22 protein-coding genes are annotated in these 22,762 nt (G+C 65.9%); 6 read left to right on the top strand and 16 right to left on the bottom strand.

Annotated features, from left to right (window positions below; all coding sequences use genetic code 11):
• Positions 1-442: 442 nt before the first annotated feature.
• Positions 443-1,867, top strand: a complete 1,425-nt coding sequence (locus U5798_RS00215; protein ID WP_124456318.1) for a PLP-dependent aminotransferase family protein — start codon at positions 443-445, stop codon at positions 1,865-1,867.
• Positions 1,868-1,925: 58 nt separating this feature from the next.
• Here U5798_RS00215 and gcvA read toward each other — a convergent pair whose 3' ends face one another.
• Positions 1,926-2,846, bottom strand: coding sequence for a transcriptional regulator GcvA (gcvA, locus tag U5798_RS00220; RefSeq protein ID WP_322080804.1), 921 nt, complete (start codon positions 2,844-2,846; stop codon positions 1,926-1,928).
• A gap of 125 nt (positions 2,847-2,971) precedes the next feature.
• On the opposite strand from gcvA, the gene U5798_RS00225 reads away from it, so the two are divergent.
• Positions 2,972-4,318 carry an aminotransferase class III-fold pyridoxal phosphate-dependent enzyme gene (locus U5798_RS00225; protein ID WP_322080805.1) on the top strand — a complete coding sequence of 449 codons (1,347 nt, stop codon included), beginning with the start codon at positions 2,972-2,974 and terminating at the stop codon, positions 4,316-4,318.
• 76 nt (positions 4,319-4,394) lie between these two features.
• Here U5798_RS00225 and moaD read toward each other — a convergent pair whose 3' ends face one another.
• The 5 genes from moaD to fdhD all read right to left on the bottom strand — a co-directional run bounded on the left by moaD (position 4,395) and on the right by fdhD (position 8,739).
• On the bottom strand, positions 4,395-4,652 hold the full coding sequence (gene moaD, locus U5798_RS00230) for a molybdopterin converting factor subunit 1 (protein ID WP_174392819.1): 258 nt from the start codon (positions 4,650-4,652) through the stop codon (positions 4,395-4,397).
• 59 nt (positions 4,653-4,711) lie between these two features.
• The gene (locus U5798_RS00235) at positions 4,712-5,284 is read right to left on the bottom strand and encodes a molybdenum cofactor biosynthesis protein MoaE (protein ID WP_124456320.1); all 573 of its coding nucleotides are present in this window, start codon (positions 5,282-5,284) and stop codon (positions 4,712-4,714) included.
• A 47-nt stretch (positions 5,285-5,331) separates the two neighbouring features.
• Positions 5,332-6,456: a GTP 3',8-cyclase MoaA gene (gene moaA, locus U5798_RS00240; RefSeq protein ID WP_322080806.1), complete on the bottom strand. Its 1,125-nt coding sequence runs from the start codon at positions 6,454-6,456 to the stop codon at positions 5,332-5,334.
• Positions 6,457-6,655: 199 nt separating this feature from the next.
• Positions 6,656-7,870, bottom strand: coding sequence for a gephyrin-like molybdotransferase Glp (glp, locus tag U5798_RS00245; RefSeq protein ID WP_322080807.1), 1,215 nt, complete (start codon positions 7,868-7,870; stop codon positions 6,656-6,658).
• Entirely contained in the window at positions 7,867-8,739 is an 873-nt protein-coding gene (fdhD, locus tag U5798_RS00250; protein ID WP_322080808.1) for a formate dehydrogenase accessory sulfurtransferase FdhD, read from the bottom strand. Before fdhD ends, glp begins: the two co-directional genes overlap by 4 nt.
• Before the next feature lie 407 nt (positions 8,740-9,146).
• On the opposite strand from fdhD, the gene U5798_RS00255 reads away from it, so the two are divergent.
• The 4 genes from U5798_RS00255 (at position 9,147) to U5798_RS00270 (ending at position 13,146) form a co-directional block, all read left to right on the top strand.
• Complete coding sequence (locus U5798_RS00255) at positions 9,147-10,547, top strand: cytochrome ubiquinol oxidase subunit I (RefSeq protein WP_124456324.1); 1,401 nt, start codon at positions 9,147-9,149, stop codon at positions 10,545-10,547.
• A gap of 3 nt (positions 10,548-10,550) precedes the next feature.
• Positions 10,551-11,558 carry a cytochrome d ubiquinol oxidase subunit II gene (cydB, locus tag U5798_RS00260; protein ID WP_124456325.1) on the top strand — a complete coding sequence of 336 codons (1,008 nt, stop codon included), beginning with the start codon at positions 10,551-10,553 and terminating at the stop codon, positions 11,556-11,558.
• A 166-nt stretch (positions 11,559-11,724) separates the two neighbouring features.
• Entirely contained in the window at positions 11,725-12,645 is a 921-nt protein-coding gene (locus U5798_RS00265) for a bestrophin family protein (protein ID WP_322080809.1), read from the top strand.
• A 93-nt stretch (positions 12,646-12,738) separates the two neighbouring features.
• Positions 12,739-13,146: a VOC family protein gene (locus U5798_RS00270; protein ID WP_322080810.1), complete on the top strand. Its 408-nt coding sequence runs from the start codon at positions 12,739-12,741 to the stop codon at positions 13,144-13,146.
• A gap of 28 nt (positions 13,147-13,174) precedes the next feature.
• Here the strand turns inward: U5798_RS00270 and U5798_RS00275 are convergent, their stop codons facing one another.
• From U5798_RS00275 to U5798_RS00320, 10 genes are all read right to left on the bottom strand, one after another.
• Complete coding sequence (locus U5798_RS00275) at positions 13,175-13,525, bottom strand: DUF1493 family protein (RefSeq protein ID WP_124456328.1); 351 nt, start codon at positions 13,523-13,525, stop codon at positions 13,175-13,177.
• Positions 13,525-13,989, bottom strand: a complete 465-nt coding sequence (locus tag U5798_RS00280; protein WP_415859478.1) for an STM2901 family protein — start codon at positions 13,987-13,989, stop codon at positions 13,525-13,527. The genes U5798_RS00275 and U5798_RS00280 overlap by 1 nt, the downstream gene beginning before the upstream one ends.
• Positions 13,990-14,540: 551 nt before the next feature.
• Entirely contained in the window at positions 14,541-15,263 is a 723-nt protein-coding gene (locus U5798_RS00285; RefSeq protein WP_322080812.1) for a class II aldolase and adducin N-terminal domain-containing protein, read from the bottom strand.
• A 134-nt stretch (positions 15,264-15,397) separates the two neighbouring features.
• Complete coding sequence (locus U5798_RS00290; RefSeq protein WP_322080813.1) at positions 15,398-16,288, bottom strand: amino acid ABC transporter ATP-binding protein; 891 nt, start codon at positions 16,286-16,288, stop codon at positions 15,398-15,400.
• A 241-nt stretch (positions 16,289-16,529) separates the two neighbouring features.
• The gene (argE, locus tag U5798_RS00295) at positions 16,530-17,714 is read right to left on the bottom strand and encodes an acetylornithine deacetylase (RefSeq protein WP_322080814.1); all 1,185 of its coding nucleotides are present in this window, start codon (positions 17,712-17,714) and stop codon (positions 16,530-16,532) included.
• Positions 17,707-18,384 carry a DUF1028 domain-containing protein gene (locus tag U5798_RS00300; RefSeq protein WP_322080815.1) on the bottom strand — a complete coding sequence of 226 codons (678 nt, stop codon included), beginning with the start codon at positions 18,382-18,384 and terminating at the stop codon, positions 17,707-17,709. Before U5798_RS00300 ends, argE begins: the two co-directional genes overlap by 8 nt.
• Before the next feature lies 1 nt (position 18,385).
• Complete coding sequence (locus U5798_RS00305) at positions 18,386-18,832, bottom strand: RidA family protein (RefSeq protein WP_124456334.1); 447 nt, start codon at positions 18,830-18,832, stop codon at positions 18,386-18,388.
• Between the two features lie 58 nt (positions 18,833-18,890).
• Positions 18,891-20,243, bottom strand: coding sequence for an NAD(P)/FAD-dependent oxidoreductase (locus U5798_RS00310; RefSeq protein ID WP_322080816.1), 1,353 nt, complete (start codon positions 20,241-20,243; stop codon positions 18,891-18,893).
• A 409-nt stretch (positions 20,244-20,652) separates the two neighbouring features.
• Entirely contained in the window at positions 20,653-21,486 is an 834-nt protein-coding gene (locus U5798_RS00315; RefSeq protein WP_322080817.1) for an ABC transporter permease, read from the bottom strand.
• A gap of 25 nt (positions 21,487-21,511) precedes the next feature.
• A complete protein-coding gene (locus U5798_RS00320) occupies positions 21,512-22,759 on the bottom strand; it encodes an ABC transporter permease (protein WP_322081193.1) in 1,248 nt (415 codons plus the stop codon).
• Between the last annotated feature and the right edge of the window lie 3 nt (positions 22,760-22,762).

Raw genomic sequence — 22,762 nt, forward strand, 5'->3', positions numbered from 1 at the left:
TGACTCCGGCAATGAATATCGGGCGGTCGCACAGTATTGCACCCCCATTGAGACAGTCGGACGAATGTCCGTGCGGCGGGCGTTCCGGGCCGATCCGGCTACGTCGAGCCAGGTTTCCGGCCGCCCGGCCATTTCATAAGACGTACAGTTTTCCCGCCATGCGCGATTCGCGCCGAACTGTACTCTTGTTCGCGTGGTCGATGTGTGTACTCGCCGTCAACTGTTCTGCTCTTAAGATTCCATCATCAAGTGCACAGTGCCGCAGATCCAGGCGTACCGGAACCCTGTCGGCGCATCTTCAAGAGAGAGCCAGTGCGATGGAAAAGGCAAAACCGGAGGGAAAGATCAGGAATCACGACGGCCCGGGCGGCAGGCGAAACACGTGCGTGCGGAACGCACACGGCAGGGCAGCGCGGCGGCACATGCCGGCGGGAGACGCACGATGAAACTCTATGAAAAACTCGCGGACGATATCGAGCGCCTGATCCGCCAGGGCGTGTACCGGCACGGCGACCGGATTCCGTCGGTGCGGCAGGCAAGCCAGCAGCACCGGATCAGCATCACGACCGTGCTGCACGCGTATCTGCTGCTGGAAAGCCGTGGGCTGCTCGAAAGCCGCCCGCAGTCGGGCTATTTCGTGAACCTGCGGCGCGACGACAGCCACGCGCCGGTGCGCGAGCTGCGGCCGTCGAAGCCGATCGCGATCTCGTCGTCGGTCGACGTGAGCCGGCTCGTGCTGTCGACGCTGCGATCGATCGGCACCGACGACGCGGTGCCGCTCGGCTCGCCGTACCCGGACCCGAGCCTGTTCCCGTTCGAGAAGCTGAATCGCTATGCGTACGCGGCCGGCCGCGACAAGTCGCTGTGGGGCGTGACCGACGGGCTGCCGCCGGGCCATCCGCGGCTGATCCGGCAGATCGCGCGCCGCTACCTGGAAAACGGGATGTCGGTGGACCCGAACGAGATCATCGTGACGGTCGGCGCGACGGAGGCGATCAACCTGTGCCTGCAGGCGGTGGCGAAGCCGGGCGACACGATCGCGGTGGAGTCGCCGACGTTCTACGCGATGCTGCATGCAATCGAGCGAATGGGGATGAAGGCGATCGAGGTCGCGACGCATCCGGAATACGGGATCGACATCGCGGCGCTGGCCGCGATCGCGAAGTCGCAGCCGATCGCGGCATGCATGGTGATGCCGAACTTTCAGAACCCGCTCGGCTTCCAGATGCCCGACGAGCGCAAGCGCGAACTGGTTGAGTTCGCAACGAAGACGGGTATGCCGATCATCGAGAACGGCGTGTACAACGAACTGTATTTCGGCGATACGCATCCGAGTTCGCTGAAGTCCTACGACCGGACCGGTGTCGTGCTGCATTGCTCGTCGTTCTCGAAGAGCCTGACGGCCGCGTACCGGATCGGCTGGGCGCTGCCGGGCCGCTATCGCGATCAGGTCGAGAAGCTGAAGTTCCTGAATACGCTCGCAACGCCGTCCCTGCCGCAGCTGGCGATCGCGGAGTTTCTCGAACGCGACGGCTACGAGCATCATCTGCGGCGTCTGCGCAAGGCGTATGCGCAGCAGGCGAACCTGATGCGGGCGATGGTGTCGCGGTTCTTCCCGGAAGGCACGCGCATGTCGAGCCCGGCCGGCGGCTACGTGCTGTGGGTCGAGTTGCCCGCGCAGGTCGATGCGATGCGGCTGTACCAGCTCGCGCTGGAGCAAGGGATCACGATCGGGCCCGGCTACATGTTCTCGATCACCGACAACTATCGGAACTTCATCCGGTTGAACTACAGCAGCCCGTGGTCGCCGGAGATCGAGCAGGCGGTGATCGCGGTCGGGAAGCTGGCTGCGGCGTGCATGCGGTGAGCGGGCGGGCGACGCGAGTCGCGGGCGGTGGGACCTGCCGCGTGGCGACTCAGGTCGTTCAAGCCCAACCGGCTTCCGAAAACGACCGTGCCGCCGATCGTAGCCAACGGCAGAAGGCGTCGACTGGCGGCCGCGCGGTGGCCGCGCGCGTCGTCAGCAGATGGTAGCTGTAGGGTCCCGGCACCGGGTTGCCCGGTGCAATGGCCAACAGCCCCTGCCTGACCGCATCGGCGGCGAGGACATCCGACGCCACGGCCACGCCTTGGCCCGCTATCGCGGCATCGAGCGTGAGATAGGTATGCGAGAAGCTCGGCCCTTGTCGCAACCGGGCCGCGCCGGCGTGCACGTCCTGCATCCGGCACCAGCGCACCCAGTCCACCTGCTCCGGAATGCGGGCCTCGTATTCGTCATGCAGCAATGTTGCACGCAACACATCGTCCACGGTGTGCAGCGGCGCGCATATCGACGGCTGCCCGACCGCCAGGAACGTCTCCGACATCAGCTTTTCCGCAACGAGCCCCGGATAGGGGCCCAACCCCAGGCGGATCGCGACGTCCACGCGCTCGCGGCTGAAGTCGATGGCCGGCACCGAGGCCAGCAGGCGCACCTCGATGTCGGGATGCAACTGCCGGAACTCGCCCAGCCGCGGCATCAGCCAACGTGTCACGAACGACGGCATCGCGGTGACCGTCACCTCGGGGGAATCCGCAGCTTGCCGGATGCCGAGCGACGCGCGCTCGAGCTCGTCCATCAAGCGCTCGATTTCGAGGAAGTACCGCCGTCCGATGTCCGTCAGCTGGACGGACCGGGCGCCGCGCATGAACAACGGCGTTCCTAGCCACTCCTCGAGTAGCCGCACCTGATGTCCCACTGCACCGGACGTGACGCATAGCTCTTCACCCGCACGGGCGAAGCCGCCATGGCGCGCAGCCGCCTCGAATGCGCGTACGGAGAGCAGGGGCGGAAGTTGTCGCGGCATGACTCAGTTAAATTCAGGCTCAGTATGTAAATGTTTGATTTGTCGCGCCGGAAATGCGTGCTTAATCTGGACGCCTCACATCACGAGGCTCAGAAATAGTGGGCCATGCCATTTCCGGAGTCAACATGGATCTAAGCATTCACGGCGAGCCGAATCCCGCGCTCGCTCCGTCGTTTCGAAAGGTGCTCGTTCCCTGGGCGGTCCAGGGCGGGCTCAATCCACCGGTCATCACGCACGCGCAGGGGTGCTACTTCTACGATGCGAACGGCAAGCGCTATCTGGACCTCACCAGCGGCTATGTCGCGGTGTCGTTGGGTCACGGCCATCCGAAGGTGGTCCGGGCGATCCAGGCGCAGGCCGGGCGCATGTGCTGGGTCGCATCCAGCTACTTCAACGACGTGCGCGCCGAATATGCCGCACTCCTGAACAGCGTTTCGCCGTGGCCGGAGGGACTGCGCGTGCACTTCACCTGCGGCGGCGCCGAGGCGAACGACGACGCGGTGAAGATCGCGCGGCTGGTGACACGCAGGCCCAAGGTGCTGACGGCTCATCGGTCGTATCACGGCAGCACCATCGGCGCGAGCGCGATGACGGGCGTGGACCGCTGGCGCGATCCTTTTCCGGCGCTTCCGGGCATGGTGAAGTTCTTTGCGCCGTATCCGTACCGCAGCCCCTTCCATACATCGGATCCGGCCGAGGAGACACGCCGTGCCCTCGATCACCTGGCGCGCGTCCTCTCGCATGAAGGCGCACAAAACGTGGCCGCGATCCTGCTGGAGCCGATGACCGGATCCAGCGGGGTCGTCGTCTACCCGCCGGGGTATCTCGAAGGCGTTCGGAACCTGTGCGACCGGCACGGCATCCTGCTGATCTTCGACGAGATCATGACGGGCTTCGGGCGCACGGGGGCATTGTTCTGCGCCGAGCGTGTCGGCGTAGTGCCGGACCTGATTTCGTTCGCCAAGGGGGCCAGCTCTTCGTACACGCCCCTCGGCGGTGTCCTGGTGCGCGAAGGCGTGGCCCGCCACTTCGATACCGAACTCTTCGACGTGGGTCACACGCATGCGGGCCACGTGCTGGCGGTCGCCGGCGGGCTCGCCGCGCTGAAGGTCTATCTGGAAGAGGGCTTGTTCGAGCGGGCGCGCGAGATCGAGGGCTGGCTGCGCGACGGCCTCGGCGAACTGGCGGAGCGTCATCCGTCGATCGGAGACGTGCGGGGCATGGGCGCGCAGTTCGGCATCGAGCTGGTACGCGATCGGGAAACGCGCGAGCCGCTCGTCGAGTGGCATCACCCGGCGGGATCGGCGCCGATGCGGGCTTTCTATGGCGAGCTGCTGAGGCGCGGCGTTCACGCCTACGGGCGCTACAACGTGGTGATCGTGGCGCCGCCTCTCGTCATCTCGCGCACGGAGCTGGACGAGGGACTGGATGCGCTCGACGCAGCATTGACAGCGCTGGAGGCTGCGCGATGACCTGCGAGGACATTCTGTATCGAGAGGCGCGCGGCGTGACGGATCGACATCGAAACGTATCTCGCGCGTGATGGTGTCACCCACCCGTCACCGGCGGGAAAAACGCGACCTCGCTATCCTCCCGCACGACGAATTCCCCGGTCACCATCTCGAGGTTCACGGCCGCCCGCACGGGGCGGTCCATCCGCAGCGCATCCGCGCTGCGCGCGTCGCGCGCAGCCAGCGTGCTGCGCAGCGCATCGACGGTGAGTTCGTGTGCATCGACCTCGACGGTTTCTTCGTCGCGTTCGAGTTGTTCGCGAATGCTCGCAAAGTATTTGATCGTCAGTTTCATGGAGAGGTCTTGAATGGAGTCGACGGGATCGGAAAGCGCAGCGTGCAAGGCGGCTGGGGTCAGCCCCAGCGCCGCATCGCCTGGTCGTCGTGCGCCTTCGCCTCGACCCAGCCGGATTCGCCGTCGTGCCGGATCTCCTTCTTCCAGAACGGTGCGTGCGTCTTCAGGAAGTCCATCAGGAATTCGCACGCATCGAACGCGGACGCGCGATGTGCGGCGGCCACCACGACCAGCACGACGGACTGGCCGAGCGGAATGCGGCCGACGCGGTGCACGATCTTGACCGCTTCGAGCCGCCAGCGCGCGCTCGCTTCCTCGACGATGCCCCACAGCGCCTGTTCGGTCATCGTCGGGTAGTGCTCGACCTCCAGCGCGACGACGTCGTCGACGTCGCCCTCCTTGCGCACGACACCGAGGAAATTCACGACGGCACCGACATTCGGATTGCGAACGATCGGCGCGAGCTCCGCGCCCGCATCGATCGGCGCGTACTGCACGCGCACTTCGAAGCCGGCGGTGATCGCGGGCGGCGGTTCGGTGTGCGGGTCGGCCGCGTCGGCGGGAGGCGGGTGGCCGCCGGCGCGCAACGGATCGTCCGGCAGCCCGGCGCGAGATTCGGTGAAGGTCGTCATGACAGGTTCTCCAGTGGGCGGTGCGTCCTGTGTGGCGCGGCGGCCGGTCAGCCGCCGACGAGCGACATGCGCACGGTCGGATAGGTCTTGCCGGGCGCGCGGGCCGGCCGTGTGGCCCGGCGCTCGGAATAGCGGTCGTCGCGCCGCGTCCAGCGATCGCGCACGGCGGCCGCGAGGTCGCCGGTCGACGCCGCATCGTCGAGCCACGGCCGCAGGTCGGTGCCTTGCGTCGCGAACAGGCATGTATAGAGCTGCCCGTCGGCCGACACGCGGGCACGCGAGCAGGTGCCGCAGAACGGGTGCGACACGCTCGCGATGAAGCCGACTTCGCCCGCACCGTCGATGTGCGCGCAACGGATCGCGGTCGCGTCGTGCCCCGGTTCGCCGACGAGCACGAGCGGATAGCGTTCGTCGATCAGTTCGCGCATTCGCGCGGCCGGCACGACCTTGTCGCCGGACCAGAAGCTCGCGCCGCCGACGTCCATGTATTCGATGAAGCGCACGGCCACGCCCGTGTTCCGGAAGTGGCGTACGAGCGGCAGGATCTGGTCGTCGTTCGCACCGCGCTCGATCACCGCGTTGACCTTGACCGGTGCGAGCCCGGCTGCGTGCGCGGCTTCGATGCCGGCGAGCACGCGCGACACCGGTACGTCGGCGTCGCTCATCCGGCGGAATACGGCGTCGTCGAGCGCGTCGAGACTCACGGTCACGCGCGACAATCCGGCGTCGCGCAGCGAGCGCGCCTTCGCGGCAAGCAGCGAACCGTTGGTCGTCAGCGCGATCTCGACGGGCTTGCCGTCGACGGTCGTCAGCGCGGCGAGCCGTTCGATCAGCGCCTCGAGATTGCGGCGCAGCAGCGGCTCGCCGCCCGTGATGCGGATCTTCTCGACACCGAGCGACGTGAACGCACGCGCGATCTTTTCGAGTTGTGCGAACGACAGCCGCTCGGACGACGGCATGAAAGCATAGTCGGAACCGAAGCTTTCGCGCGGCATGCAGTAGCCGCAGCGGAAGTTGCACTGGTCGATCACGGACAGGCGCAGGTCGCGCAGCGGGCGCCCGAGCGTGTCGGACGTACGGGGAAAGGCGCCGGGCGATACGCCGCCGGATGAAGCGGCGGCGGCCGGCGCGGCTGAAACGATGGCATTCACGATCGGTTCGTCGGCCTGCATGAAGTAAGCGGAGGGGCGTCGCCGGTCGGCCGCGTGTGTGCCGACGTGTCGGCGCCCAGGTCGTGACGAGCCTCATCGTGAGCATAGTCCGCCGGGTTTTGCCGGCAGAGGCACAATCGCGCCCGAATTGCAGGGATACAGTTCTCCTTGCGGCGGGCGCGGCGCAGGGGGCGCATCGGGCGCGTGATCGGCGTCGCGCTCATGCGAGCCAGGGCGCGAATTCGTAATACGGTACCGTGTCGCCGCGCGCGATGGCTCGCCCGGCCGGCAACCGCGCGAGCCCGCTCGCCTGCACGAGCGACTGCAGCGTGCCGGCGCCTTGCTGGCGCAGCGTATCGAGCACGGGCGCGCCATCGACACCGACGGTGCAGCGCACCCGCACGAAGCGTTCGCGTTGCGCATCGGGCTCGAAGCTGGTGTCGATCGGCAGCGACGGCACGACTGGCAGGCACGCGTCGCGACCCTGCAGGCGGCGGATCAGCGGCGCGACGAACAGCGCGAACGCCGTCATCGCGGCGCCCGGATTGCCGGGCAGCAGCACCACGGGCCGCGTGTCGAGCCGCGCGAGCGCAACCGGCTTGCCGGGCTTCATCCGCACGCCGGTGACGATGAACGATGCATCGAGCGCGGTCAGCACGGGGCGCAGCAGGTCCTTGTCGCCGACCGATGCGCCGCCGACGCAGATCACCAGGTCGCAACCCGCGTGCAGGTCGCGCAGCGCACGATCGACGGCCGCCGCCGTGTCGGCCGCATGCACGCACATCGCGACACCGGCACCGGTTCCGGACACCAGCGCGGCGAGCATCGGCGCATTGCTGTTGTAGATCTGCTGCGGTGCACGCGGCTGGCCGCATGCGACGAGCTCGTCGCCGGTCGTCAGGATGCCGACGCGCAGCGCCGGGCGCACATCGATGCGCGCGAAACCTTGCGCGGCGGCCACGCCGACGTGCATCGCGCCCATCCGCACGCCGGCCGGCACGAGCAGGTCGCCGGCGCGTACTTCCTCGCCGCGGCGGCGGATGTGCGATCCGCTGCGCTGCGGCGCGTCGAACGTGACGCGGCCGTCCTGTTCATGGGCATGCTCCTGCATCACGACGGTATCCGCGCCGGGCGGAATCAGGCTGCCGGTAAAGATCCGTGCGGCTGTGCGCGGGGCCAGCGGCGCCGGCGTGTCGCCTGCATAGCAGTGTTGCGCGACGCGCAGCGGTTCGCCCTGCGAGAGATCCGCGTGACGCACGGCATAGCCGTCCATCGCGCTCTGGTCGGCCGGCGGCTGGTCGAGCACGGCGGTCAGCGGCGCGGCCAGCACGTGGCCGGCTGCTTCGGCGACCGGCAGGGAAGCGGTGGCGGCAAGCGGCGCAAACGCGCCGGCGAATTGCTGCTGCGCGGTATCGAAATCGAACAGGTGTTTCATGACGAGCGGGCCGGGTGCGCGGGCGCAAGCGCCGGTTGGTCGGGGTGAACGGCGGCCGGCGATACATATTCGACGAAGCCGTCGTTGCGGCAGAAGCCGAGCAGCCGCACGCCGGCTTCGCGGGCGACGTCGATCGCCAGCGACGTCGGCGCCGAGATCGTCGCGATCATCGGGATGCCGACCCGCGCGGCCTTGCGCACCAGTTCGTAGCTCGCGCGGCTCGACAGGAACACGAAGCCCGCACGCAGGTCGGCGCGGCGCCGCGCGAGATGCCCGATCAGCTTGTCGAGTGCGTTGTGGCGGCCGACGTCCTCGAACACGTCGAGCACGGCGCCGTCGCGGTCGCACCACGCGGCCGCGTGGATGCCGCCCGTCTCGCGCATCAGCGTCTGGCGGGCCGGCAGCGCGCGCGCGGCATGGGCAATCGCGTCGGCGCCGATGCCGGCCGCCGCGCCGGCGGCCGCGATGCGCGGCGGGTGCAGGTCGAGCTGCGCGATGCTTTCGATCCCGCAGACGCCGCAGCCGGTGCGGCCGGCCAGCGCGCGCCGGTGCGCCTTCAGCGCCATGAACGCCTGTTGCGACACGGTGAGCCGCACTTCGGCGCTGCCGGGCCGGCATTCGCTTTCGATGTCGAATACGTCAGATGCACGCTCGACGATGCCTTCGCTCAGCGCGAAGCCGAGGCCGAACGCGTCGAGGTCGATCGGCGTCGCCATCATGACCGTGTGCGAGATGCCGTTGAACACGAGTGCAACCGGCGTTTCGTCGACGACGCGATCGACGGTGTCGCGCGCTTCGCCGGCGCGATGGCGCGTCACGTGGCACGCGGTGCTGCCGGTCGGATCGTCGACGCGGGTGCAGGACTCCATGCGGTTTTTCTCCAGGCGGATCGGCCGGCGCGTACGCCGGACGACGGGAATTGATGCTGCCGGGCGGGCGCCGGGGGCGGCGCACTACCGCCACGGGCAGGCGTTGCATAACATGTTAAGTGGAGTGAACAGCGCGCCGCAGGCACAGCGCCGCGACGCGGAAAGCAGTACAGCTGACCACCCCGCAGGCACGAAATGTGTTTTCCGTGCACACATCTTCGGCGACGGGAGCAGCACAGTTTCAGCGCGCGTTCGAGTGATTGCGAGTATCGTTGCAAACGCGATATCGTCATTCACGCTTCGATGCCATGCGAGTGACTGTTTGTGTTCGCATGTGTTGTCGCCAAGCCGTCGCGCGATTTCCTGCTTCGGGCGTACGTCCTCACAACCACGAGCAAATTACGGTCATGGAAATCTTCGATGCGTTCCATCTCGCCCGGTTGCAATTCGCATTCACGGTGTCGTTCCACATCGTGTTTCCCGCGATCAGCATCGGCATGGCGAGCTTCCTGGCGGTCCTGGAGTGGCGCTATCTCGTCACCGGCGACGCCGCCTACAAATCCATGTTCCAGTTCTGGTCGAAGATCTTCGCGATCGGCTTCGGGATGGGGGTGGTCTCCGGCGTCGTGATGGCGTACGAGTTCGGCACCAACTGGGCCGGCTTCTCGCGCGTCGCAGGCAACATCACCGGGCCACTGCTGACGTATGAAGTCCTGACGGCGTTCTTCCTCGAGGCCGGCTTCCTCGGCGTGATGCTGTTCGGCTGGCAGCGCGTCAGCCCGCGGGCGCACTTCTTCGCGACGCTGATGGTTGCGGTCGGCACGCTGATCTCGACGTTCTGGATCCTCGCGTCGAACAGCTTCATGCAGACGCCGCAGGGCTACAAGATCGAGAACGGCCTCGTCGTACCGGTCGACTGGTTCAAGATCGTCTTCAATCCGTCGTTCCCGTACCGCCTCGTGCACATGACGATCGCGGCGTTCATCGTCGCAGGCTTCATCGTCGCCGCGTGCGGCGCCTGGCACCTGCTGAAGGGGCGCCGCGACGAGCCGGTGAAGCGCAGCTTCTCGATGGCGCTGTGGATGCTGCTGGTGCTCGCGCCGATCCAGATCGTCGTCGGCGACGCGCACGGGCTGAACACGCGCGAATACCAGCCGGCGAAGATTGCGGCGATCGAGGGGTTGTGGGAAACCGAGAAGGGCGGCACCGCGCTGAACCTCTTCGGGCTGCCCGACATGCAGGCCGAAACCACGCGCTATGCGATCCAGGTGCCGCACCTCGGCAGCCTGATCCTCACGCACAGCTGGGACGGCGAGATTCGCGGGCTGAAGGAATTCCCGCCGCAGGATCGCCCGTATTCGCCGATCATCTTCTGGACGTTCCGGATCATGGCCGGCCTCGGGATGCTGATGCTGCTGACCGCGCTGCTCGGGCTGCTGCTGAGAAAGGGCGGACGCCTCTATGAAACGCGCTGGTTCCAGTGGTTCGTGGTCTGCATGGGGCCGTCCGGCATCGTCGCGCTGCTCGCCGGCTGGATCACGACCGAGGTCGGGCGGCAGCCGTGGACCGTCTACGGCGTGCTGCGCACCATCGATTCGGTCGCGCCGCTCAGCGCGCAGCAGGTCGGCGTGTCGCTGCTGATCTTCGTGGTCGTCTATTTCCTGGTGTTCGGGACGGGTATCTACTACATGATGAAACTGATGAGGCGCGGGCCGGCTGCCCAGGCCGGGTACATTGAGCTGCACCGGCATCCGGGGCTGCGCAAGAGCGCGCTGTCCACGCCGCTGAACGTCACCGAAGCGGAGTAAGCCATGCACATCGATCTTCCTGTCGTATGGGCCGCGATCATCGGCCTCGGCGTATTCATCTACGTGATGCTGGACGGCTTCGATCTCGGTATCGGCCTGTTGTTTCCGTTCTTCGACGCGAAAGCCGAGCGCCAGGTGATGCTCGACACCGTCGCACCGGTGTGGGACGGCAACGAGACGTTCCTCGTGCTCGGCGGCGCGGGCCTCTATGGCGCGTTCCCGGTCGTGTATTCGACGCTGCTGCCCGCGAACTACCTGCCGCTGGTGCTGATGCTGGTCGGACTGATCTTCCGCGGCGCGGCGTTCGAGCTGCGCGCCAAGGCTACCCGCACGCAACACATGTGGGATCTCGCGTTCATCGGCGGCTCCGCGCTCGCGGCGTTCTGCCAGGGGATCGTGCTCGGTTCGCTGCTGCAGGGCATCAAGATCGAGAACAACCAGTTCGCGGGCGGCCCGTTCGACTGGCTGTCGCCGTTCAGCCTGCTCTGCGGGATCGGCGTGCTCGTCACGTATGCGACGCTCGGCTGCGGCTGGCTGATCCTGAAGGTCGACGGCGAACTGCAGCGCAAGATGCGGCTGCTGATGAAGCCGCTCGCGGGCGTGCTGCTCGCCGTGATGGGTGTCGTGAGCCTGTGGACCGTGATCGGGCTGCCGGCCGTCGCGCACCGCTGGTTCGGCAGCGGCAACCTCGGCTGGTTCCTGCCGGTGCCGATCCTCGTCGTCGCATGCGTGTGGGGCATCTTCCACTCGGTGAAGCGCACGCACGAAGCCACGCCGTTCCTGCTGACGCTCGCGCTCGTGTTCCTCGGCTATACGGGGCTCGTGATCAGCATCTGGCCGAACATCGTGCCGCCTTCGCTGACGATCTGGGATGCATCGTCGAGCCATTCGAGCCAGCTGTTCGCGCTCGTGGGCACCGTGATCGTGCTGCCGATCATCCTCGTGTACAACGCGATGCAGTACCGCGTGTTCCGCGGCAAGGTGCGCGAGGGCGACATCGGCTATCACTGAGCGGCATGCGAAGTGACGGGGCGCGGCGTGCGCGTATCATCACGCACAGCGCGGCGCCCGGCACGGCACCCGATGCGAAAGCGGCCCGCCACGCGCGGGCCGCTGCGCATCGGGTGCGGGCGCAACGGGTTGCGTTGCGTATTCCTTTGGCAGTCGAGAAAACACCATGATCGTCAGACCACGACAAAACTGGCTCAGGATGCTGTTCGTATGGAACGGCTCCGTGCTGCAATCGATCATTCCGCAGCTCGTGTTCATGGCGATCGTCAGCACGCTGGCGGTCTTCACGAACGGGCGCATCTTCGGCGAGAAGATTCCGCTCAACACCGCGCCGTTCACGCTGTTCGGGCTCGCGCTCGCGATCTTCCTCGGGTTTCGCAACAACGCGAGCTTCGAGCGCTTCAAGGAGGCGCGGCACCTGTGGGGCAACCTGCTGATCGCGGCGCGCGCGGTGACGTCGCAACTGCATCGCTACCTGCCCGACAGCGTGAGCGACGCCGAGCGCAACCGGCTCGCCGATCTGCTGATCGCGCTCGCGTATGCGCTGAAGCACCAGCTGCGCCATACCGATCCGACCGAAGACCTGCTGCGCATTCTCGGCGCGGAGCGCACGGCCGCGCTCGGCGGCAAATGCTACAAGCCGGTCGCGATCCTCGACGAACTGCGCGGCGGCATCGTCCGTGCGCTGGGCCGAGCGCACGGCAGCGACGCGACCTGCTGGATGTTCGAGACGCAGCTCGACGAGCTCGGCAAGTCGGTCGGTGGTTGCGAGCGCATCCTGTCGACGCCGATCCCGTTTTCGTACAGCGTGCTGCTGCATCGCACCGTGTATGCGTATTGCGTGCTGCTGCCGTTCGGGCTCGTCGACTCGACGGAGTTCTTCACGCCGCTGATCTGCGTGTTCATCTCGTACGCGCTGATCGCGCTCGAGGCGATCGCGAACGAAGTGGCCGAGCCGTTCGGCCTTGCGCCGAATGCGCTCGCGCTCAATGCGATGACGCGCACGATCGAGCGGTCGGTGCTCGAACTCGGCGATCGGCCGATGCCGGAGGAGTTCGCGCCGGCATCGACGTATCAGATCACGTAGGGCGCCGGTTCGGTAGTGTAGTCGCCGGTAAGGTTGATCGGTCGGATCGGGAGAGGTTGTGTAGACTCGGGCTCGTTCAATGGAGCCCACACCATGCAACTGCTTGATCACGTGTCGATCGGCGTGCCGGATATCAACCAGGCACGCCCCTTCTACGATGCCGTCATGGCTGCGCTGGGCGCAGCCAAGGTCTACGACCGGCCCACTGCGCTCGGTTATGGCGAACGCTGCAGCGCGAACGACCCTGCATCGACCTTCCTCGCGGTGTATCTGGATCCCGCCGAAATCGGGACGAACAAGCGTCACTGGTGTTTCAAGGCCGCTTCCCGCGAGCAGGTGCATGCGTTTTTCGAGGCCGGCCTGTCTACGGGCGGCCGGCCCAACGGCGACCCCGGCTTGCGGCCGCACTACCACGGCGATTACTACGCGGCGTTTCTCGTCGATCCGGCCGGCAACCAGGTCGAGGCCGTGTGTCACGCGGCGGTGGCGGAGCACGAGTAGCCGTAACGGTGGTGAGGTCCGGCGGTCGTTAGTTTTCGACTGCTTCGGAGTCCCACGTCCCGAGGGATATCGCTTTGCTCAGCATGCCGACGGTCAATGCATGTCGCTGGAACGTATGGGGTTTTCCGAGCAGGTATTTTCGCAAGACGTGATATAGCAGCCCCTCGCCCTCCATCAGGAAGTAACGCCCAAAATCGTAGTCTCCTCGGTCGACGCCGAATCGGTCGAAAAAGCGTTCCATGAAGATGTCGGCGTCGTCCCCGGTCTGTCCCAGGTCGTCCGAGATCGAGGTGCGCTCCGTAATGCGGTGCTTGTCCGAGGCAGCGGCTTCCTTGCGAACGAACGCTTCCAGCGCTTCCCAATTGTGTCGGTCGTCCATTAGAGAATCCTGTCCTCTGGTTTCACAATCCGGTTGTACTGGTAAACGGTGTTCCGGACAATATGGAATACATCCGTCCCAAGCACCACCCATCCGACACCCGGTATGGTTCGTCCGACGAACACTGCCAGTCGATGGGTCAGGATTACCCGCAATCTCTTGATGCTTTTCAGCGTAACGGTCGGCAATACCTTGCGCTTGAATTCATACCGAAATATCGACCTCGACATGACCGATGCGACGGACGTGCCGCGGGTCGTGCCGGCCGGCTTGGCTCGGGTTGGAAGAATGGGAAGACCCGACAGTATCAGAACAACCGCTTCGACATCGTCGATGCCGATCTGCTTGCAGGTTTCGTCTGCGGCAATCAGGAAGAACAACTCGATCGGAGCCAGGTCTGGTTCGTTCCGGTAGTGGTAAGTATTCACGCGGTGCCCTCGGGATGCCGGCGACACAGGCCGCATTCGCTGCACGTCCCGTTCGCCGTCGTTGTCGTTGGCGGGCTACGTTAGCGAAGTGGTCTTTGCGGGGCAATATCGGAGGAGGCCGGCTGCTGCGGTGGCGCTGACGAGCGATTCACGCAAAAACGACACGAAGGCCGTTGCTCGCCGTGTGGTGACGGAAGAGCGGCACGGGACGCTCGCGCGGCCGATCATTCTCTTCGTTGTGATGCCGGGGACGGCAGGTTGTCGAATTGTTGCCGATTACGCTCCACGTCGACGTTCATGTCGAGCGTGCATTGTGTGGTGGATCCAATGCAAGTCGCCGTCGCCGCTCAATCGAAATACGTGAACCCCATCGCACTCTTCACGGCCACGAGCGTCGCGCTTGCCACTTCCCGTGCATGCAACGTGCCGCGCTTCGCGATCGCCTTAACTTCGGCCTCGTCGGCCTTGCCCCGGCGGCGGCGTGCGCGGACCGGCCCGATCAGCGCACGCTTGACGACGCGTTCGCTGGCCGCCGAGCCCCTGCCCGGAATCGACGAGACGGATCTGACGAGGAGTGGGCGAACGCATCAATCCCGATACGACGGCTCCTCGACGTCCAGGATGCGCTTCATCTCGTCGAAATGCGCGATCGAGAAGTCACGGAATCCTTCCCAGTCACGCGCGGTCTTCTCGGCCACTTCGTCGGACAGCACATTGATCGGCTTGCCGGTCGCGTACGCGTTGACGAGGATCCGGCACGCGCGTTCGAGCGTGTACATGTCGTCGAACGCCTCGCCGACTGTCGGCGCGGTCACCAGTACGCCGTGATTGCCCATCAGCAAACGGGACTTGTCCTTGAGCAGCGACACGAGGCGGGCGCCTTCGTCTTCGGTATCCGCCATTCCCGAGAATGCGGTGTCCAGCGCGACACGATTGAAATAACGGGCGGTGTTCTGTTCGATGGGCAGGATGGTCGGATCGGACAACGTCGAGATCGCAGTGACATGGACGGGGTGCAGGTGCATGGCGACGCGCACATGCGGCAGTTGCTGGTGCAACTGACCATGGATCGCCCACGCGGTCGGATCGACGCTGCCGTTTTCGAGGCTCGAACGATCGTCGGCGTCCAGCAGAACCAGGTCGCTCGCGCGGATCCGCGAGAAGTGCATCCATTTGGGGTTCATCAGGAAGCGACGGCCGTCGTCGGAAACGGCGACGCTGAAGTGGTTCGCGACCGCTTCATGCATGCCGAGGCGGGCGAAGCAGCGGAAGGCGGCGGCGAGATCGATGCGGAGTTGGGTTTCGTTCATATTGAAGTGCTTGAGCGGAAGCGTGGGAAACGGGGGCGCCGGCCGCAGGTTCATGGCTGGCTGCGGGGAATTGTCGAAAGGGGTCGACTAGACGGGCGGCCGAGCGCCGGCCACGCCGCGATGCATCGACCCGCTTACTGTCTCCGGACGGTCGATCCGTCCGCGTCGGCCGTCGCGTCGTCCGAGTTCCAGAACGCGTTGCGGTCGCGATAGTTCTGCAGGAACTGCTGCAGCCGGGGATTCGTGGAACGGCGGAACACCTCGCCCGGCGCGCCGCTCACCGCGATCCGGCCATGGTCGAGAAACACGACGCGATCGGCCATCTGGGCGGCGAAGCCCATCTCGTGCGTGACGACGACCATCGTCATCCCGTCGCGCGCGAGCTGCTTCATGACCTGCAGCACTTCGCCGACGAGTTCCGGGTCCAGTGCGGAGGTTGGCTCGTCGAACAGCATCAGGTTCGGCTCCATCGCCAACGCGCGGGCGATCGCCACGCGCTGCTGCTGGCCACCGGACAGTTTCGACGGATGGGCATCCGCCTTGTGGGACATGCCGACCATGTCGAGCATGCGGCCACCGATGGCGTTCGCCTCGGCACCGGGCAGGCGGCGCACCCGCCGCAGCGCTTCGGTGACGTTGCCGAGCACGCTCATGTGTGGCCACAGGTTGAACTGCTGAAACACCATGCCGATGTTACGGCGCACGCGGTTGATCTCGGCGCTCGACGCGCGCACGCGTACGCCGTTGCGTTCGACATAGCCGAGCATCTCGCCGCCGATCCGGATCTCGCCGTGATCATAGGTTTCGAGGGCGGCCATGCAGCGCAGCAGCGTGCTCTTGCCCGATCCGGACGGACCGATCAGGCAGACCACTTCGGATTTCGCGATCGACACATCGATTCCGCGCAGCACATCGGTATCGCCAAAACGTTTGTGCAAACCCCTGACTTCGACGAGCGGCGTTGCGGACGCCGGCGCGAGCGTGGCGGCGGGTACGCTTGCGGGGATGGCGCTGACTGCGTTCATGATGGCCTCGATCAGTTCCGGTCATCGTGCCGTCATCGCCTGGGTCAGGCGACGGGCGCAATGCAAGTTCGATGAGCCGACTTTACGTGGTCAATATTGATCGGGGAAAAACTCTTTTCGAATGCGATTCGCAGGTTTTTCCTATGCAGCGCGCCGGTGCGCGGCGAAGGAGATGCGCGCACCGGCGGAGGGAATTGCGCGGCAGTACGGGAACAGCCAGCCGAGCTCGACGGAGTCGAAATCAGTCAGTCATGCGATCAGTCACTTCGGTCGCGGCGAGATGGTCTGCCAGCCGCCGCAGCATCGCATCGCAACCCTGCAGTTGCTCGACGCTCACGAACTCGTCCGGCTTGTGCCCCTGATCCATACTGCCCGGTCCGCACACCACGGTCGGGATACCGGCCTGCTCGAACAGTCCGCCTTCGGTGCCGAACGCAACCGTGCCGAACGCGCTCGATCCGCTGAGTATCGACAGCAGGCGGGCGGCGTCGCTGTCGCCCGGTGTCGAGAGGCCCGGGTAGGCGGACAGCGGCTGCATACGGATATCGCAATCCGCGTGAACCGCGCGCATCTTCGGCGTCAGGTGTTGCTGCGCATAGGCCTGTAATTCGCTCGTCACTTCATCGGCGTCGAAGCCGGGCAGCGTGCGGACTTCGAAATCGAATTCGCATGCGTCGGGAACGATGTTCAACGCCTTGCCGCCGTGGATCAGGCCGGTCTGGACAGTCGAATACGGCGGATCGAAGCGCGCGTCGTGATGCTCCGGTTGTGCGAGGCGCTCGCCGATTTCCTCCAGCCGGTTGACGAGACGTGCCGCATACTGAATCGCATTGACGCCATACGGCGCATACGCGGAATGGCACGCGGCGCCCTTGACGTGGCAGCGCATCGCCAGTTTGCCCTTGTGGCCGAGAACCGGCTTCAATTCGGTCGGCTCGCCGATCACGCACAGCACCGGCCTGTGTGGGCGCTTCGCGAGTTCGGCCAGCATCGGCCGCACCCCGAGACAGCCGATCTCCTCGTCGTACGAGAACGCGAGATGGATCGGCAACGACAACCGGCGCTCGACGAACATCGGTACCGTAGCCAGCACCGACGCGAGAAAACCCTTCATGTCCGCGGTGCCGCGCCCATACAGCCGGCCGTCGCGTTCAGTCATCCGAAACGGCTCGACGGTCCATGCCTGGCCGTCGGCGGGCACCACATCCGTATGACCCGAGAGCAGGATGCCGCCGCGCTCGCGCGGCCCGATCGTGGCGAACAGGTTCGCCTTGCTGCGCGCTTCGTTGTAGAACAGTTCGCTGTCTATTCCGTAGCCCGCCAGATAGCCGCGGATGAACTCGATCATCGCGAGGTTCGAGTGCCGGCTGACCGTATCGAAGCCGATCAGTTCGGCGAGCAGGGTGCGGCTGGTCGGGTCACTCATCACCGGGGACTCCGTATTTCGGTGCGGCCGTCGGATCGAGCGCGCGCGTCACATAGTCGTGCATCTGCGGACGGTATGCATGCCACAGCGCGGCGAGGGCCGCGATCGGTGCGTCGTCGGTCCAGTCGACCCGCAGGTCGACGAGCGGCCACACCTGCGTATCGACGATCTTCAACGCGGCCGAATGCACCGGGCCGGCTTCTCCGCCCGCGTCGATCGCGGCCTGCATCGCCGCGAGCAGACGGTCGGCGAGCGGGCCGGGCGTCTGCTCGAACGCGGGCACCATCGCGGAGATCACGTCCTGACTGGCGAGCATGTTGCCCGCGGCGACGCACTGTCTGCCCGCTACCGCATGATGCAGGCCGAGCGCGTGCGCGCCGGTCTGGAATGCCGTGCGGCCCTGTGTATCGACGACCGTGACCTGCCGGTAGTCGCGCCAGCGATCGGTGGCGAGCGCGGCTTCGAGCGCCTGTACGGGATCGGCCGCGCCGTCGCCGAGCAGGTCGAGCACCTGCGGGCCGAGCGACGGCAGCGTGACGTTCTGCGTCGCCACGGCGCCCGCACCGGTGCGAACCCACGCGCAGCGCGCCCCCACTGCGATGCTCGAGGAACTGATCGCGATGCCGAGTTGTCCGGTTTCGGCGCACCGTCCGACGATGGAGAATGTCATGTCACGCTCCGGCGGCAGGAGCCGGCTGCCAGTTGTCGGGAATCACGGCGATGACGTCGATTTCCATCAGCCACTCCGGCTGGCCGAGCGCGCTGACCACGAGGCCGGTCGAGATCGGATAGACGCCCTTGAGCCATTTGCCGACGACCTGATAGACGGGCTCGCGATAACGCGGATCGATCAGATACGTGGTGGTCTTGACGATATGCGAGAGGTCGCTGCCGGCTTCTTCGAGCAGTTGCTTGACGTTCTTCATCGCCTGTTCGGTCTGCGCGCGCGGATCGCCCAGGCCGACCAGATTGCCGTCGAAGTCGGTGCCGATCTGGCCGCGCACATAGACCGTGTTGCCGGCGCGGACAGCCTGGCACAGATCGTTGTCGAGCGTCTGGTTCGGATAGGTGTCTTTCGTGTTGAACATCCGGATACGGGTGTGGGTCGGCTGGCTCATCGTCGTGAATTCCTGAAGGAGGGTTCGGCAAGCAGTGCAGTGCGAATCGGTCTTGCGTTCAGTGCGCGGTGGCGCGGGTCTGCACCGGGCTCGGGACTGCCGGTTCGGCAACCTGGTCGCCAGCGTGCGGCGCGCTCGCGGTGCCTCGTTGCGCGGCGGCCTCGTGATAGCGCTGGTAGCTGCGCTGCGTCGCGATATGTCCGGCCACATGTTTCGCGTCGTGCCAGACCCCCCAGATAAACGCGGAGCCGCGCCGCGACAGCCACGGCAGACCGAGAAAATAGAGTCCGGGCTCGCTGGCGACGCCGCGCTGATGTTTCGGTTTGCCGTGCTCGTCGAAGGCGTCGACCTGCAGCCAGCCGAAGTCGTTCGCGTAGCCGGTCGCCCAGATGATCGACGTGACACCTGCCGCGGCGAGATCGAGTTGCGCGAGCGGTTCGGTGAGGCAGGGCGGATCGGCGGGAATGCGACGGGCTTCGGGCTCCTCCGGCAGATCGAGACCGTTGCTGGCCGCGTACGCGTCGGCGGCGTCGAGCAGCGACAGGTAGTTTTCGTCGCCGGCCGCGATGTTGGCCGCGAGATCCGCTTCGAACGCGACGATGCCTTGTTCGAAAGCCCGCGTCACGCCGACCAGCATCACACCGTCGTGCGCGAGACGGCGGAAGTCGACCGTGTGGCCGCCGTCCGCACCGCTCACCGCGATCGTCACGTGCGACCGGCCGGGGCGCATCGTTTCCATGTCCCACAGACCCAGCACGCCGAGCCACCAGCAGAAGTCTCGACCGCGATACGCGCGCGGCGGACGGTCGTGAGGACCGACGGACAGATAGACCTGGCGGCCCGAGCGTTGCAGTTCAGCCGCGATCTGGACGCCCGACGAACCCGCGCCGACGACGAGCACGTTGCCGGCGGGCAGTTGCGCAGGATTGCGGTAGTCGGCGGAATGAATCTGCGCCAGGCGCGCGTCGGTGGGCGCGATGGCCGGAATGACCGGGCATTGGAACGGGCCGGTCGCGACCACGACGCGGTTCGCGTGGAAGGTGCCATCCGTCGTCTCGACGACGAAGCCTTGACGGCCGCTCTCGCGGACCACACGCTTGACTTCGACGCCGGTGCGGATCGGCGCGTCGATCATGCGCGCGTAGTCGACGAAGTACTCGGCCATCTGATCCTTCGTGGCGAAGCCGTCCGCATCGACACCGCCGATATTCATGTTGGGGAAGCGGTCGTGCCATGCCGGGCCGTTCGCCACCAGGGAATCCCAGCGCGCGGTGCGCCAGCGCTCGGCGATGCGATCGCGTTCCAGCACGAGATGCGGCACGCCAAGCGCACCGAGGTGTTCGCTCATCGCGATACCAGCCTGTCCGGCGCCGACCACCAGCGTATCGATTGATGTGACTTCGACGGTCATGTGAGTTCTTCCTGGTGCGTATCGATCGGGTTGTTCATGGACTGATAGGTCCGTCTTTGCTGCAATTCGTTGCAACGCATCACGATGCGACTGCGCGAGGAGATCGCGATGTTCAGGCAGCGGATCCGGAACGTCTCGGGAGTCCGAAGCGATCTACGCCGCGTGGCCGTGTGTCCCGCGAATTGCGTGGAGTCGAAGAAAATCTACGCCGGTGCACTGAATCTGAAAAATATATTTAAAAAATGAATTGCATCTGGTTTGCCTATGCAGATGCGTGCGACGAGACATGAGAGCGCGATTGGCAGCAGTCGCAATCGAATCCGGGGAAGGAATGGAAGAGGACGCAACGAAACGCGCGGCACCAGCGGCATCGGCTCAGGCTGACTTCCACTTGCGCGGCAGACGGCGGCTAGGCCGCTTCGCGTGCCGCGCCCGAAGCCTGCGCGCGGCCACGCAGCCAGTTGATGCTGGTGAAAAGCAGGATCGCGAAAACGATCAGCACGGTGGCGACGGCGAGGATCGACGGGTCGATCTGGTCACGAATGCCGCTCCACATCTGCCGCGGCACGGTGCGTTGATCGGGACCGCCGATGAAGAGGATCACGATCACTTCGTCGAACGACGTCGCGAACGCGAACACGGCGCCAGTGGCAACCGCCGGCAGGATCAGCGGCATCGTCACGCGGCGAAAGGTGGTCCACGGCGCGGCACCGAGATTCGCGGCGGCGCGCAGCAGGCTCTGGTCGAACGACAGCAACGATGCGGTCACGGTGATCACGACGAAAGGCGTGCCGAGTGCCGCATGCGCGAGGATCACCCCCGGGTAGGAGTTGACGAGCCCGAGTGGCGCGAAGATCAGGTAGAAGCCGGCCGCGACCACGACGATCGGGATGATCATGGGCGAAATCAGGATCGGCATGATCAGCGCGCGGAACGGAAAGTCGTCGCGCGCGAGGCCGATTGCGGCGAGCGTGCCGAGACTCGTTGCAATCGCGGTCGACGCCGCGCCGATTGCGATGCTGTTCAGGAATGCCCGCTGCCAGTCCGGGCTACCGAATGCCTGCGCGTACCAGCGCAGCGAGAAGCCTTCCATCGGGTATGAAAAATACGACCCGGAATTGAACGACAGCGGAATGATCACGAGGATCGGCGCAACCAGGAAGAACAGCACGATCGCGCAATGGATGCGCACACCGGCAGTGGCAATGCGCGTCGACGGCAGGCTGTTGGGGTTCACGGACACGAGGCGGCTCCAGTGACGTCGGGCGTCAGCCGAACCGGAGCCGGTCGATGCCGACGAGCCGGTTGAAGATGAAATAGAACACGGCGGTGAAGATCACGAGATACGCGGACAACGCACCGGCCAGCCCCCAGTTGAGCAGATCGTTGGTTTGCGACGCGATCAGCTGGCTGATCATCTCGTCGCCTGCGCCGCCGAGCAGGGCCGGCGTAATGTAGTAACCGAGCGCCAGCACGAACACGAGAAAGCACCCGGCACCGATGCCCGGCAGCGTCTGGGGGACGTACACGCGAAAGAATGCGACGACAGGGTGGGCACCGAGTGACTGCGCGGCGCGCATGTAGATCGGCGGCACGCTTTTCATCACCGAGTAGATCGCGAGAATCATGTAGGGCAGCAGCACGTGCGTCATGCCGATCAGCACACCGGCACGGTTGAAGATCAACGGCAGCGGATGATCGACGGCATGCAGCGCGAGCAGGACGCGGTTGACCACGCCGCCCGGTTGCAGCAGGACGTACCACGCGGTCGTGCGGACCAGCAGCGAGGTCCAGAACGGCACGATCACGAACAGCATCAGCAGGTTGGCCTGCTTTGCCGGCAGGTTGGCGAGCAGCCACGAGACCGGGTACGCGAGCAGCAGGCACAGCAGCGTGACCGTTGCGCTGATCGACACCGTGCGCATGAACGCGGTGCGGTAGACCGCGCTGTTCGCGGGCACCGAATGGACGGCGCCATCGGGGGACACCTGTGCGTCGAGACCGTTCAACAGATAGTCCGGCGTCCATGACGACGCCGCGCGTTTCAGCAGGCGCCAGGTTTCGGGCTGGTTCCAGCGATCGTCGGCGGCGAGCAGGACGGGTTTCCATGCCGTGACGGCATCCTGGGCGCGTACCGTGCGTGCCGACTTCAGCAGCAGCGTGCGGAACTCGGGCTGGTAGAAATTCAGCCGGCGCGCCACGTCGCCGAGCGAGCCGGCCTCGCCGGCGCTTTTCAGTCCGATGGCGAGGGCGGCGAACACCGGCTCGTCCGGCACGCCCGGGCCGTTCCAGTGTCGCAGCGTTTGCGCGAACGACGGCATCGCGCCGGACAGTTCCGGATTGCGCACGCTGCGGGCAAGCAGCGACGCAATCGGCGCGATGAACGTGGCGAGCAGGAACACGAGCAGCGGCAGCGTCAGCAGCAGCGCGCGCAAAGCCGCCTTGCGCCGCGCCTGCCGGTATTTGACGGCGTGCCCGGTGGCGAGCTCGGGGCCTGCCGCCCGCACGGGAAACATCGA

Origin of the sequence: Burkholderia sp. BCC1972 (assembly GCF_905339605.1) — a bacterium.
In the GTDB taxonomy this organism is placed as follows: Bacteria; Pseudomonadota; Gammaproteobacteria; order Burkholderiales; family Burkholderiaceae; genus Burkholderia.